Source organism: Fusibacter ferrireducens, from assembly GCF_015352425.1.
Classification (GTDB): Bacteria; Bacillota; Clostridia; order Peptostreptococcales; family Acidaminobacteraceae; genus Fusibacter_A; species Fusibacter_A ferrireducens.
In genome coordinates this window covers 1-14,971 of the sequence record NZ_JADKNH010000028.1, presented here as the reverse complement: position 1 = coordinate 14,971, position 14,971 = coordinate 1, and the positions used below count along the sequence as shown (strand labels likewise).

Here is a 14,971-nt window from a genome sequence, read left to right as displayed (position 1 = left end):
ATACGGGCTTAAACAAAATAAATAATCAAATTGATCTCACCACCGGAACCTCTGGTTCCATTTTCCGGATTGGGTGGTCAACACCCACCGGACCCGGTGGTCTATTTGAAAAGAATATTCACCTTCTGAGCTAATATGGTTGGCGAACCATTATTATTTTATCAGAAGGAGGTGTTTTTTGACTCAAAGCTAAAGCTCTTTGGAACCACCGGTAGAACCGGTGGTTTTCTTTGTACAAAAAAGAGAACAGTCCAAATTATCGGACAGTTCTAAATTAGCTTTGAATTCCAATACTCCACATACTCTTCAAAACCTTCAATCATAAAAGGTATATGCTGTTCCATACAAACAATATATGCTTTTATTTTCTCAACGTCATTTTGTTTCGCCTTTACCAGTCTATGATGACCATCAATCAAATTATATCCCCTCGAATAGTAATCCTTTGAGATGGTAGGATAGCCATGGTGCAAGCGATCAGGAGCAATCTCAGCCAATATAACTGGCCTATTCAAATCTGCTGCTTCAACATATTCAGGATTCATTTCTTCATTGCAGAAATACCTAAAGTACTCATTGACATCTATTTCTTCAACGATGAATTCTTCACCATTCTCATCAATATGTTCATTTAACTTAGTGATATGAAACTTAAAAATTCCATTCGGAAAGAATTCATCTCCTGGCTCAATTTCAATGTGCTTCCTAGTTATTTTGTTATCCAATTTTCGTTTGCTTTTAACTACGTTTTTCTTTTTCACAACAATCACCTAAACTTTTTCCCAGAGATTTTTTTCATTAATCTACAGAATTTATCCCAACTCTCCGGATATTTATTACTACCGTGTTTGCTAATTTTCTTTCCTAGCATTTGAATTTCTATACTCCACTGAGTGCCATCCAGAATATCTAGATCAACGTATTTAGATTTCCAGTTCAATATATCAATAGACTTAAGCTCTTCAACAAAGCTATCAGCAGTAGCATTTCGTACTGTTTTCTGAAACTCTTCTTCATGACCGCAGCCAAAGTGCTTCCATTTCAGTTCTTTGCTATGCAAGTCTATTGTCACTTCGTAGTATCCATCAAAATAACCGCCTACAGTCGCTTTGATATGTTTTATCTGGTTATACGCGTAGTTCACACTGTCATCTCTATTCCATTCATAATTACAGTCACTGCAATAATATTCGGGATTATTGTCCCTGACAAGACAACCACCAAGTTTAATTTTACCTTCTTCAGCTTTGACAAAGGTATCATGTGTTGGCATGCCATAAATGATTTTTAATGTTTTCATCGAACCACAATTTGGACAAATCTTGTAGTTTACAGCCATTCGGCACCACCACCTTCTCATTAGTATCCAGGATATTTTCTCCACCACACGTCGCCATCTTCGTATACTTGATAAAGATCATTAGCAAGCTGTGTTATCTCTTCTATCAACTCTGTATTCTGAATCCATTCCTTTGGAATGCAATCAATGCCACAATATGCACCCAGTATATTTCCAGTTATTGCTCCTGTACTGTCACTGTCACCACTATGATTGACTGATGCTATTAATGCTTGCCTAAAATCATTTTGATACCTAATGACACAGAAAAGACCTATGCCTAATGCTTCTTCACTGATCCATCCTTCACCAATCATTGAAATGGCTTCACCATCAGATAAGTCGCTTTATGAAAGACTTATTGCGTCTTCTATCTTTGATATACATTCAATACTTTCTTTTTCTTTTTCATTTCTCAATTTATCAATTGTACTGAAAGCAGCTTCAATTATACTTTGACCCTCGATAATCTCAGCAATCATAAAAGCCAGCGCACCTGCTGCAAGTTGTCCTGTTGGATGTCCGTGAGTAAGAGCTGCCGTCTCAATAGCTATTTCAAATGCTGTGTCCTTATCAAGAAATAATCCAAAAGGGGCAGACCGCATAACAGCTCCACAACCCTTACTATTGTTTATTAGATTTTCCTTTGTACCTTTTTCACTCTTCAGCAAAGAAGAAACGCATGAATTCCCTGGAGCTCTTACAGCAAATAGTCTATCAATTTCTAACAACCAACCGTTATAAATAAAATCAATCTCCTTCTTTTTAGGATAACCCTGGGTAAACAGCCATCTCTGATATGCAAAGTAAACTACGGTTGGCGCATGACAAATCCCTTTATTAGTCAATCTTGACTCTGCCCTCAATAATCCTTCAGCTGTAAACATTGTCATTTGAGTATCATCGGTAATTTGAGCCTTTCCATCATCAGAAAGAATAAGATGCGTTAATCCATTTTCACCATAAGTTTTCTTAATCTCATTTAACTTCATGAATTCAATTGGCCAGCCTAAAGCATCGCCTAATGCTCCACCGATAAGACATCCTTCAAAATATTCAATCTCGTTTTTTATATAAATCACCACATTTCACATTGCATAATTAAGATTATACCTAATTTCTTAGATAACACATTTATTTTTAGTAACTATATTTAATTGGATTTGCAGCACCACGGATCCTATATTTTTCAGGAATCCGCTTGTTCACGTACATTCCTCTTACCTGACTCTCTGCAACATCCCCATAGAAACCATACCTATCTTCCGAATCAAAACTAAGTTCATTAAAATGGTCCACACTTGCAACTAACCATTGGACCGGCCTAAAAACTTCCACAATCATACCTTGTTTCACTGCTAATACAAAATCTGCTTGTTGAGCCTTGTTCTTATTTAGTTTCCAGGCGCACCTCGTAGCATGATAGATACTTCTTTCACTAGCTGATTTATTCACTGTTATCATAATCACTTTATGAGAAAACTCTGCTTCTACTGCAGAATACTTATTTATGATCTCAAGCACATTCATTGGACCAAATTCATTGCTTCCATATCCACTTGCAATATTAGTAACGCCAGGATACGCATCAATTAAAGCTGCCTCCACTTCAAGCGCTTGATCTTCTGTCATCCCATGTCTATGAATAACATGAATTACTTGTAGTCCAGAATTATGAATATCAAATATCGTTTGTAGTTTATCGTTCAATTTATCGAGTTTTTCAGTTTCAAGACACTTAACGTGATTAAAAACCCTATTTCCTTTGCCTTTTCCAACATAAAAAGTTTCACCGTTTCTCGGATCGATTAGCCTATAAACATAAAACTTCATTTTATCAATTACTTCCGTGGTGAATTTTTGTTCATTTAAAACATTACTCATTCGATTTTTTCTCCCTCTGCATTCCATTTGCCATCACTCTGACGATTATACAATCTGAATCGTCCATTTCCGATTGTATAATACATGTCGAGTTGGCCACCTTTATAGTGTTTTCTTGAACTATGGTTGACACAATCTGCATAAATCTGACATCGAATCGTACTCTGATTGCAATCTGGATACTGCTTTATCACTTGTGAGATAACCTCTTTACCTGTAAAGATACCATCATTCTTTATTTTAAGAACTTCATCCACAGCATTTTTTACAACTCGTTTTACGGGTACATCTCCATTCCAGCCATATGAAGCAGATGTCATACGACTACCTAAATGCTTTGATTCAACAGGAGAAGCTTCCTCAATTTCAGTGCTGACAAAGAACTCTCCTGATTCTGATCTAAACACTTCGTATTTCATACAACTTATATCAAGATTCCCTTTTCTATTTAGAAATCGAACGACTTCTTTTACTGACTTTGAAATATCTTCAGCAACGATAAAAAGCCTAAGCTTCTGATTAAAGTTCCGTTCAACAGCGCCATCTAAATCTGGATAGAAAATATTTTGATGAATTTCAGACAGTTCCATGCCGATATACATTTCATCTTTATCATAGTATTTCATTGTTAGAACATTCAAATCTTCATAGCTTAGGTTGTCAGCCCAAGCAGCATATTCCAATAATTGTGCTACAACATCTCTAGGTGTCCTGTTCTTTTTTAGCTCAACAAGAACCACATCTCCATTTGAGTCTATTCCCATTAAGTCAGGAAATTTAGTTGTTTCATATGTAGTTGTGGAGACTTGTCTTCCGATCCACATGATAGTTGATGTGTCATCCTCAAATAGTACGTGCGGGCTATTTTCTAGCCAATTTTCAAAGTCTTTCTCATAATCAATAGGTTCTTTATTTGCTTTTTCCATATAACCATCAGATAAATCTGTTTTATTGTAATTCAGTTTAAATAATCCCAAACTCCCACCTCCAATAATCTCAATTCTATCTTGATATCCACTTCTCAAAAAGTCATAATCTTTAATTGAACCATCTTGATTCAGAAGATCCAAATAAATACCGTCACCTTTTCCAACTATTCAAATCACATACTAAGAATAAAATAAGATCACACATTTCGATTAATCCACGTTTCTAATGCATCTTTTCTCTTTGATACAACAGGAATATTCAGCTCTGAAATATATCTGCTAGTGCTTTCTGTAATTTTTATTGCAACTATAGGCTTTCCAATACTGATTGCAAACTTAATTTCATCAAGTGACATGCCAGAATTATTTGCTGGCCGATTTGAACAAACAATTACACTTGCATATTTTATTTGCTTTTGGATCTGTGGATCAACGTTGAATCTTCTGTCTACATTGTCAAACGGCGAACTACTTGGCACAGAATAATCTCTAACACTATATTTTGTTCTATCTAATAATGCAGTAATATCTAGATAGTCATTATTGTTCCAACGATGTGGTATAAAAACATTTAATTTCATTATTTTTCCTCCTAAAATCGAGTATCTTTTGATAATTTCCAATAGTGAAACCCTAGCGCAGTCAATTTACATGATTTGCTTTTCATTGCTGCAAAATACATATGTTCTTCATCTACCGGTTCAATAAGCCCAACACTTTCAAAAAGCTGAAGCTCCTTAAAAATATTTACATTTTCTTGCTTAGCATGCGGTTCTAATAATTCATGCTCATATTCAGGACTATTTGTAAATTCAAACGATGGATCTAGTTTGTATTCATCACTAGGTGAACTAAAATATTGACCTAGCTTTCTTAAAATACTTTTAGGCACCCTTGGTTCAATATCTCGTATTGATATAAAATGAGATATATTAGTTTTGAAAATAGGTCGTTGCTGCCACGCTCCTAAAGATTGATCAATAAATGCATATATCCCTGCAGGAGTAATTTTGCCAGTAATATCCGCAGCACTCCCTCTTAATCCCTGCAAAAATAAACCAGTAAAAAGCCCTTGCCCTCCACTTTCCATAGCAACTTCATCTCTTGAACTCGCAGTCATAATTGTAACACCTTCACCAAGCGTGGATTCATTACTTTGAATAATAGGCGACTCACCAAATTTCCCTGAATAACAACAATCTAAAATGATTATCTTATTCTTACATTTAGAGTTATTTGCATATGCTAGTACTTCACTCATTAAAACACCCAAATCTTTACCTTTATAATCTGGTGTGACTAAATGTCCTTGCTCGCTCCCATGTCCTGAGAAATATAATAGCGATGCTTCTGCATCTCCACTAAATAAGCTTTCGAGCAAATCTAAGAATTCAGCTTTGGATTTAATATTAAGTTTTAATGATACATCAAAGTTTGGACCACCATCACCATTGGTCTTCAATAATTCTCCAACAGCCATTGCATCATTAACACATCCTGAAAGTGGTGCATTGGGATACTCATCAATTCCTATAATTAATGCCTTTTTCAAAATATCACCTCTCATTTTTATCTTTATCAGTTTTATTGAATGAAACGTTATCTGTTTCAATAAATATTGCTTATTTTCATTATTGTACTAATCATTTCTTTTCTTAAGCTTAGCGGTTCAACAATCTTAACCTTATCCCCAAACATAAATAGCCAACTTAAAAAAGTATTTGTAGCAACAACATCAACTTCAATCAAGAAAGCATTCTGATCCACTTTTTGAATCTCAACTTCCTTGCCAAACCTATCAATCACGATATTAATCAACGAATTATCGAATTGAAGTTTTACTTTTTCTGTCTCTCCACTGAACATTCTGAAAATTTTCTTTGAGTAATCAGCGACATTAAACTCCTGACTATCCCCTTCGAAAACTCGATCTTCATCAATTACCTCAATAGATGTCATACGATCAACCCTGAAGTTGCTTATATCTTCGTATCGTTCATAAAAAGCAATCATGTAGTAATTATCATCATCCCATGTGAAGGCGTAGGGACTAGCATAATACCATTCACCATTTCTTCTATATTCAACTTGCTTGTCCAAGTTATAATCAAAATATTTGAAACGAATCTGCTTATTCTGCTGAATCGCCTTGTTAATGTCATTTACGTTATAGTAGATGCTTTCATTCATCGTTTTAATCTGATCAGATATCACAACATGTCTGTGAAGTTCTTGAGCTTCATGAACGCTTGTTAGCTTTTCAAGCTTACTGATTAACTCTTCACTTTTCTTATAAGTAATAAATCTTGAAGATTGAACTGCATCGACCAAGAGCTTTAATTCTGGTAATTCAAAATCTCTAGCTCCGATGAAATACTGATTTGCTCTACCTTTTTGGCAAATGATGTCCAGTCCATATTCCGTTAGCATTTCAATATCAGCATAAATTGACTTTCTTTCTGCAGAAATATCAAATTTTACTAGTTCTTCAATAAGCTCATTAACTGTAATTGGATGTTGCTCATCTGTTTGTTCCATTAATATCTTCATGATATAGAATGGCTTGAGTTTTAACTTAGAATTTGCCCCCATGAACATCTCCCCTTTTCTAATCTATGAAAAAAGTTCCTTAATCCAGTGGTACGAACCACTAATCACCAATGCGACAACCAGCCATAGAAGCCTGCCGCCTCTTCTGCCAAACCATATACCTAAATTATCATTTGCAGACCTCATGATTATACCTGCCACTATATAAGCCAAAAATCCGATTACCAATACCTCGGTCCGATTATTCATTATAAAATCGACAACTACAGTTCCTATACAGCCCACTTCCTTTCTTTATATGGATTATTATTCCATCACATAGTTTCAAAAAAGGCACTCAAATAAAACTATAATTCATTAGAGTGCCCACCAAAGATGAAAATCAATTGTTTTTATAGATCCATACCATTCAATATTTCTTTTAACTTAATCATTTCATCTTTAGATAATGTTACACCTTTGCCCATCTTTTCATGCTCCGGTGCCCAGTCACGAATATCAAACTTCGCTTCTCTATCATTCCAGCTGATGAGATTTAACTCTTTTGTCCAGCCTTTGTTGTTTTCTGATAAGATTCCAACCGTTTCTTGAATCTCATATTTGATTTCTGCCATAATCTTTTCCCCCGCATTATTTCACTAAACGATTCCACCCACACCTTTAAATTTTTCTACGAATGCAGAAATCTTCTGAAAAACACTTTGCTTTTTCGTAAGATACTTAGGATTAAGTGGACTCATTTTGGGTAAAATTTCGTTTAACTCAGTTCCATTTTCACTAGCATATTCTCTTCTTAATGACACAAGAATATATCTTTTTGCTGCTTCTACATTAAGTTCTTCATCATTAATTAGTTCCTCTGCTTCTCGCTTTTGTACAGCTTGTGCAAATGAAAAGAATGCATCTATAATGTTTGCTTTATCGTGAATTTTATCCAAATCAGTCTGATTAATAAAATCAACTACTAAGCTTTCTTTTGCCCTATTTCCTACACTTGACCTAATTAAACGACGTACTTCTTCTACTAATAGATCTTTGTCCTTTACTTTCTTATTTTTATCAAAAATAAGTTCGAGAATATAATCTAGGTTGATTTCCTGTGATTTTAACAAATCAACTTCAAATACTACATCATCCCAGTCAATTGAAGACGGATCTTTTTCTTTGCCTTCTTTTTCTCGGCGAAGCCAATCGCGAATGTCATTGTATGTTGATCTGTAATCCTGAATGGTTCGTTCTTCAGGTATTTTAATTTCTTTCATAACAGCAATATCTTCATCAGTCACATAATGCGTAGCTTTGAATTCTTCTAGGGACTTCGGATCATCTAAGTCAACTAATTGCAGGGCTTTCAATCTTGAGAATTCATCATAGTTTTGAAGTACATTTTCAATGCGTAAGTATTCTCCAAAAAGTTTAGCGAATTCTTTTTTATCCTTTTCAGTAACGATGTCATCAATATTCGGGAACCGTGAATCAAGCTCATTGACAATATCTACATACCCACGTCTAGCTTCGCCTGTAGCAATGTCAGTAAAACCCTCCATATACTCTTTGTAACTTTTTTCAAGCACTACGTTTTTAGTGTTTTTGTCTCCAAAAAGCGTAATAGCATCAATTGTTGCCTGTTCTAGATTTCTAAAAGTAACAATATTTCCAAATGTTTTGGTAGAGTCATAAATACGGTTAGTTCTTGAAAAAGCTTGCATCAAGCCATGAAAACGAAGATTTTTATCAACAAATAGTGTATTCAATGTTGGTGCATCAAAACCTGTTAAGAACATGCCGACAACAATTAACAAATCAACTTCTTGCTTTCTAACCCGATTTGCAAGATCACGATAATAATTTTGAAACTCCTTGCTATCAACACCATAGTTTGTTTTGAACATTGTATTGTATTCATTGATAGCCCAAGTTAAAAATTCTTTTGCACTACTATCCATTGCAGATGGTTCGAAAGTTTCATCAAGGATTTCTCCAATAGAACTTTGCTCTTCATTGGCTGCAAAAGAGAAAATAGTAGCAATTTTGAGAGGTCTCTCATTATCTTTTTGCAAGTTAGTTAAAGACTCATAATATAATTTTGCTGCATCAACACTGCTCACAGCAAACATAGCATTAAACCCTTTTCCAGTAGCATGAGAACGATGAGTTTTTATCTTAAAATTTCTTAGTATATACTGAGATATTTCCTTTATACGTTCAGGATGTAGTAAAGCTTCTTTTGTCTCAGCAGCTGTTAATTTCTTTTCATCTTGCTCCATCTCAATTAATTTGAATTTAGGACGGACATCATTATAATCTACTTTGAACTTAAGTACTTTCTCATCCCTAATTGCATCAGTAATCACATATGAATGCAACTCTCTTCCAAATACTGTTGCTGTTGTCTCTGCTCCCAATGCATTTTCAGGGAAAATTGGTGTACCTGTAAAGCCAAATTGATAGTACTTTTTAAATTTTTTCTTGATATTTTCCTGTGCTAGACCAAACTGTGATCTATGCGCTTCATCAAAAATAAATACTACTTGTTTATTGTAAATTGGCAAATCCGTTTCGCTCTTAATAAGATTATTTAGCTTCTGGATAGTAGTTACAATAATCTTATTATCATCCTTATCAATATTCCGCTTTAATCCTGCAGTGTTTTCTGATCCATTAACACTATCCGGAGAAAATCGCTGGTATTCCTTCATTGTTTGATAATCAAGGTCTTTTCTATCAACAACAAAAAATACTTTATCAATAAAATCAAGCTCTGTGGCTAATCGTGCTGCTTTAAAACTCGTAAGTGTCTTACCTGAACCAGTTGTATGCCAAATGTATCCACCACCTTCAGTGGTTCTCCATCTTTTTGCTTGATATGAACTTTTAATCTTCCACAGAATTCTTTCAGTTGCTGCAATTTGATATGGTCTCATGATAAGTAAATTGTCGCTCGAATCAAAGACTGAATAATGTAGCAGAATATTAAGTATTGTGTTCTTTTGAAAGAATGTTGCTGTAAAATCTTTTAGATCTTTGATTAAGGAATTATCCGATTTTGCCCAGTTCATGGTGAAATCAAAACTGTTCTTATCTCTTTTAGTTGTATTCGCAAAATAGCGGCTATCAGTTCCATTGGAAATCACAAATATCTGTAGATACTTAAATAATGAGTTCTCTGAATTAAAGCTCTCTTTACTGTATCTATGGACCTGATTGAATGCTTCACGAATAGCAATTCCACGTTTCTTTAATTCCACTTGAATCATAGGTAAACCATTTACCAATATTGTTACATCATATCTATTAGCTTGAGTTCCCTTTTGCTCAAACTGAGAAATCACTTGAACTTTATTACGCGAGATATTCGTTTTATCTACTAGATAAATATTTTGAATACGTCCATCATCAAATACAAAGTCATATATATAATCGTTATGGATTTTACGAGTTTTATCAATGTGACTATCACTAGGTTTATCTAGGTATTGCTCACAGAATCTTATCCATTCAACATCTGAAAATGCCACTTTGTTTAAATCTTGAAGTTGTTCGCGCACATTTGCAAACATTTTCTCAGGTGTATTCAATTCCGGTAGATAGTCAAATCCTTGATCTTTTAAATCTTGAATAAACTCCCGCTCTAATGCCGCTTCTGTTTGATATCCTGCTGAGGCTTCATGCACTTCTGAATACTTGGTATATTTGTCTAGAACAATAAAGTTATTTGATTCTGCAATTGTTTTGTAATCAATCATCGTTGAGCCTCCTTCCAATAGCTATAGTTATCTATTAAATGATTATATAAATACTCCACAACCTTTTTTTCTTCTGGAGTAGGATCAGGTATGGTTTCAGTAGATAAAGTTGAATGACTGGTGAAATTTGTGATTCTAGTGTGATATAGTTTTTTGTCATCAGGTAATATTTCTGCCCATCCATTGTAGCCAAGAAAGTTAGCTGTTTTTTCATATAAATTTCTAATTAAATTGAAGTGAAATCTTTCAATTTGGTTATTTTCTATTGCATTTTCAATAATTCTTTTTAAATGAAGATGATAGGAAAAAGTTTTATTTGAATCCCCAAATCTCTTATCTAATACAAAACCTTCATCTTCATCTTTATCCAAAAAGAATCCAGACTTAACTTTTAACTCGTTATATAAAACATTGTAAAACAATGGATTATGCGTAGTAATAATAAACTTAAGTTTATCAGATTTACTTTTCTTTATCATAGTAGCTAAGTCCACACCAAGTTGTATTAGATGATTCTCATCTAGTGATGTTACAGGATCATCTATATAAATATATTCCAACTTATCAAACTGACTCGTTAAGTCACTTGCTAAATCACCCGCTTCTATAATCTCATTTAAGTCTTCAATAATTTGCTTAAATATGGCATAGAAAACGCACCATATAAAATTGCTTTCTTCACCTTTTGATATCTTTATATGGTCGATTTTTACATCTTCACTTTTATTATAAGAGAATATGACTTCTGAATAATTTGACTTAAAATTTGGTGTTAAATATTCATTTGTATAGTTTTTAAAACTTTGAATTATAGTTGCTTCTTGTCCTTGCGTTTCCAATATCCATTTTGTAAACTCATTTGAGTGTATTTTTAGCTTAGGTTCAGAATCATTATTTAAATCATTATCCCAATAAAATAAATCCTCTGTAAAAGCATTATAGTACAGAATTTTGCGGTCTGATATCTCTTGTTGTTCGTCATCTTCATTTGTTGCAAGCTGAGTAGATATTAATGCTTTGAACTCTTTTGACAATCTAGTTTTTCCAGTTCCATTAAAAGCATATATTAGTTGAACTTTGCTTGTATTCGCTTTTAAGTCCAGAGCAATTTTATTTAAAGACTTTCCCATTTATAAATTTACCTCCTCTTTCGAAAAACTTAGAAGCATATTTCGATAATACTCATATTGCTTTTGACGAAGTTCAATCTCAAATGGTAAGCCTTCGGTGATTGAGGATGTTATTGTATAAAATTTATCTAATATAGAAACTATACGATTTTGCTCTTCTAGTGATGGTAAAGGGATCACAAATTTCCCCAACTTTTCGCCATGTACTCGAATAACTTTAGTGCCTGTTCTGTTTTTCTTTTTATAGTCAAAAAACATTGGAGTTTGTAGATAATAAGCTATATATTTTGGATTTTGGTTATGCTTAAATACATACGTTTCACCACTAACACATACTTCTTCCTCGCCTAGCCAAACCAGTGGTTTACAAACATCTTCGATGTTTTCGCTAGTAGTAGCTATTATTAAATCGCCTTTCTGAGCTTTTCTTAACTTTACTGCCAATTCTGGTGAAACAAATGTTTTTGTTTCTTCTGCAAAACTACCATAGAAAGTATAAATTTGCCCGTAATGGATGCACCCTATCCCAGTCTCTGTAAAATCACTTTTCTGCAAGCCATTTCCACGTATGAACTCCCCTATTTCATTCAAGGCTTTCCACTCAACTTCACCATCTTCAAAAGTCAATAACTTATCACGATAATAGTTATATTGCTTTTTACGAGCTGTAAGCTCTGCTGTAAGCTCTGCTGTAAGCTCTGCTGTAAGCTCTGTGAAAGTATCTAAAATTCGAACTATTTCTTTTTGGATTCCAATTGATTTCTCTGGATTCTTCGGGCAAGGTACGGGAATTAATGTTTCTCTTGCAGAAGACCAATGTCTCTTATAATTAAGTTCTTTTTGATAATGATTTGTAAACGCATAATATATATATTTAGTCATATCATTAATGGGCTTTATAATTTTTAAACCATCCGCACCTTGAATGAATGAAAAATCAACATATTTTATATGTTCAGAATGATCTCCGAAAATAATATACTCATCAGCTTCCACTGACTTAATTTCTTCATCAGTGTAACCTGCAATATAATCTATCCCCTGATCAACGATAGGAGTCTTACCTTCTAATCTGTAAACTTCTTTTTTTACTTTTGCCGGCGCAGTAATAGTATTAACTAATTTATATAATGATATCCATTCAACTTCAACACCCTCAAGGAGTTTCGCCATATATCCCGAATTCATCATTGCTCAATCACCTCGATAATCTCGTCAATTTCAGTACGAAGCTTATCAATTTTATCTACAGTAATTTTTATTTCAGCATTAAGCTCATCAATGTTAACTACTTCTCTTGTATCTTTCGCTTCTACATATGAAGATACTGACAAATTATAGTCATTTTGTACAATCGCATTATAATCAACGGACTTTGTTACATGCGCTACATCTTCTTTGCTATCAAACATTTTCATAATCAAATCAATATGCTTATCTTTTAGTACGTTATTGTTTGTTTCTTTCTTAAAAAAATCTTCTCCGCTTGCATCAATAAACTGAACTGTATTATCTGTCTTATGCTTAGAAAGAATAAGTATATTTACAGCTATTGACGTTCCAAAGAATAAATTCGGAGCTAGTGAAATAACTGTTTCAACAAAATTATTATCAACGAGATACTTTCTAATTTTTTGCTCAGCACCGCTACGATAAAATATGCCTGGGAAAGTGACAATAGCTGCACGACCTTTACCAGAAAGGTAACTAAGAACATGTAGTACGAATGCAAAATCTGCCTTTGATTTTGGCGCTAATACACCTGCAGGTGCGAAACGCTCATCATTAATTAAAGTAGGGTCATCACTTCCTATCCAATTCACTGAATAAGGAGGATTCGAAACAATAGCGTCAAAAGGTTTCTCATCACCAAAATGAGGTTCTAAAAGTGTATTTCCTAAAGCAATTTTGAATTTATCATAGTTGATGTTGTGTAAAAACATATTCATACGAGCAAGGTTGTACGTTGTATGGTTAATTTCCTGTCCATAGAAACCATCCTCAATAATATGATCATCAAACTGCTTTTTTGCTTGTAATAGTAACGAACCAGAACCAGCTGCTGGGTCATATATTTTGTTAATTGATGATTGATTATGAGTTGCTAATTTTGCAATCAATTTAGATACGCTCTGTGGTGTGAAAAACTCACCACCAGATTTTCCTGCATTTGCAGCGTAATTGGAGATTAAAAATTCATAAGCATCCCCGAAAAGATCAATATGATTATCTTCAAATTTACCAAAATCAAGACCTTCAACACCTTTAATAACTGCAGCTAATCTACTGTTTTTATCCTTTACTGTGTTTCCCAATCTATTACTAGTCGTGTCAAAGTCGGCAAATAGCCCTTTAATATCAAGTTCAGATGGATATCCATTTGCTGAACTTTCAATCGCAGAAAATATTGCTGCTAAATCCGTATTTAGACTTTCGTTCGTGTTTGCTGTTTTAGCAATGTTAGAGAACAACTGACTTGGATAGATAAAATAGCCCTTTGTCTTAATTGCATCATCTTTTATTTCCTTGGTAATGATTTCATCTGAAAGCCCTGCATAATTGACGCTTTCATCGCCGCCTTCAATATAGTTAGAGAAATTTTCACTTATAAATCTATAGAATAACGTTCCTAATACATATTGCTTAAAATCCCATCCATCGACAGATCCACGTACCTCATTTGCGATTTTCCATATTTGATTTTGCAATTCCTTGCGTTGTGCTGCACTTGACATTTACATACCTCCAATTGTTTAACGAGCATTCTCAGATCATAGAAATCCAAGTTCACTCTATCTTTATTCATTTTCTTTCAAATTTTTTTGTAAGTTTTCGTGATACTTCATTGAATTTTGAGGCATTCCTAAAAGGAACTTTTATACGTCATATTAGTAATTGCACCTCACTAATTATTTTATATCTTTGCATCGCAATATGCAATCTTTACCAGCATTTTATTGTACTAACCATAGGACACTTGGTATGAAATGAATTCTATTTATTCTCCACAGTATCTAATGATGGTGTAAGATATTTTGTGTAAAGTGAAAAAACAAAGTATAATTCACTTAGACAAAATGGAGGTTTCAAATGGCAAAACAAAAAAGAAATAAGGCTCCTAAAGAACTCATGGCATATTTATTCGATAACTATGAACTAAAGAACGCACTTGATGTACAAGAAGCGCTAAAAGATATGTTTTCTGAAACGCTTGAAACAATGTTAAATTCGGAACTTGACGAACACCTAGGCTACTCAAAAAGTGAAAATACTATAGATCATACAACCAATAGACGAAATGGGAAAAGTGCCAAAACGGTAAAAAGTCAATTAGGTGAATTTGATCTAAATATTCCAAGAGACAGAGAAGCTTCTTTCGAACCACAGGTGGTT

General features: G+C 33.9%; 14 protein-coding genes and 1 pseudogene. 1 reads left to right on the top strand and 14 read right to left on the bottom strand.

Annotation, left to right across the window (positions count from 1 at the left end; all coding sequences use genetic code 11):
- Positions 1 to 269 precede the first annotated feature (269 nt).
- The 14 genes and pseudogenes from ISU02_RS23275 to ISU02_RS23210 form a co-directional block, all read right to left on the bottom strand.
- Positions 270 to 761 (bottom strand): hypothetical protein, encoded by a 492-nt coding sequence (locus ISU02_RS23275; RefSeq protein WP_194704263.1) that lies wholly within the window; start codon positions 759 to 761, stop codon positions 270 to 272.
- Positions 762 to 766: 5 nt separating this feature from the next.
- Complete coding sequence (locus ISU02_RS23270; protein WP_207736521.1) at positions 767 to 1,339, bottom strand: hypothetical protein; 573 nt, start codon at positions 1,337 to 1,339, stop codon at positions 767 to 769.
- A gap of 20 nt (positions 1,340 to 1,359) precedes the next feature.
- Positions 1,360 to 2,421 (bottom strand): annotated as a pseudogene (locus ISU02_RS23265) (ADP-ribosylglycohydrolase family protein).
- Positions 2,422 to 2,479: 58 nt separating this feature from the next.
- A complete protein-coding gene (locus ISU02_RS23260; RefSeq protein WP_194704261.1) occupies positions 2,480 to 3,223 on the bottom strand; it encodes an LEM-3-like GIY-YIG domain-containing protein in 744 nt (247 codons plus the stop codon).
- A complete protein-coding gene (locus tag ISU02_RS23255; RefSeq protein WP_194704260.1) occupies positions 3,220 to 4,293 on the bottom strand; it encodes a DUF7669 domain-containing protein in 1,074 nt (357 codons plus the stop codon). Before ISU02_RS23255 ends, ISU02_RS23260 begins: the two co-directional genes overlap by 4 nt.
- A 56-nt stretch (positions 4,294 to 4,349) precedes the next feature.
- Positions 4,350 to 4,733 carry a hypothetical protein gene (locus ISU02_RS23250; RefSeq protein ID WP_194704259.1) on the bottom strand — a complete coding sequence of 128 codons (384 nt, stop codon included), beginning with the start codon at positions 4,731 to 4,733 and terminating at the stop codon, positions 4,350 to 4,352.
- Positions 4,734 to 4,744: 11 nt separating this feature from the next.
- The gene (locus ISU02_RS23245) at positions 4,745 to 5,704 is read right to left on the bottom strand and encodes a caspase family protein (protein WP_207736520.1); all 960 of its coding nucleotides are present in this window, start codon (positions 5,702 to 5,704) and stop codon (positions 4,745 to 4,747) included.
- A gap of 56 nt (positions 5,705 to 5,760) precedes the next feature.
- A complete protein-coding gene (locus ISU02_RS23240; RefSeq protein WP_194704258.1) occupies positions 5,761 to 6,744 on the bottom strand; it encodes a helix-turn-helix transcriptional regulator in 984 nt (327 codons plus the stop codon).
- Between the two features lie 21 nt (positions 6,745 to 6,765).
- The gene (locus tag ISU02_RS24200) at positions 6,766 to 6,888 is read right to left on the bottom strand and encodes a hypothetical protein (protein WP_267459438.1); all 123 of its coding nucleotides are present in this window, start codon (positions 6,886 to 6,888) and stop codon (positions 6,766 to 6,768) included.
- Between the two features lie 206 nt (positions 6,889 to 7,094).
- Positions 7,095 to 7,316, bottom strand: coding sequence for a YdbC family protein (locus tag ISU02_RS23230; RefSeq protein ID WP_194704256.1), 222 nt, complete (start codon positions 7,314 to 7,316; stop codon positions 7,095 to 7,097).
- Positions 7,317 to 7,340: 24 nt separating this feature from the next.
- The gene (locus ISU02_RS23225; RefSeq protein WP_194704255.1) at positions 7,341 to 10,448 is read right to left on the bottom strand and encodes a type I restriction endonuclease subunit R; all 3,108 of its coding nucleotides are present in this window, start codon (positions 10,446 to 10,448) and stop codon (positions 7,341 to 7,343) included.
- On the bottom strand, positions 10,445 to 11,578 hold the full coding sequence (locus ISU02_RS23220) for an AAA family ATPase (protein ID WP_194704254.1): 1,134 nt from the start codon (positions 11,576 to 11,578) through the stop codon (positions 10,445 to 10,447). The genes ISU02_RS23225 and ISU02_RS23220 overlap by 4 nt, the downstream gene beginning before the upstream one ends.
- Positions 11,579 to 12,769 (bottom strand): restriction endonuclease subunit S, encoded by a 1,191-nt coding sequence (locus ISU02_RS23215; RefSeq protein WP_194704253.1) that lies wholly within the window; start codon positions 12,767 to 12,769, stop codon positions 11,579 to 11,581.
- Entirely contained in the window at positions 12,766 to 14,313 is a 1,548-nt protein-coding gene (locus ISU02_RS23210) for a type I restriction-modification system subunit M (protein ID WP_194704252.1), read from the bottom strand. The genes ISU02_RS23215 and ISU02_RS23210 overlap by 4 nt, the downstream gene beginning before the upstream one ends.
- A gap of 355 nt (positions 14,314 to 14,668) precedes the next feature.
- Here ISU02_RS23210 and ISU02_RS23205 point away from each other — a divergent pair.
- Positions 14,669 to 14,971 (top strand): transposase (locus tag ISU02_RS23205; protein ID WP_194704251.1); only part of this gene is annotated, 303 nt, incomplete at its 3' end.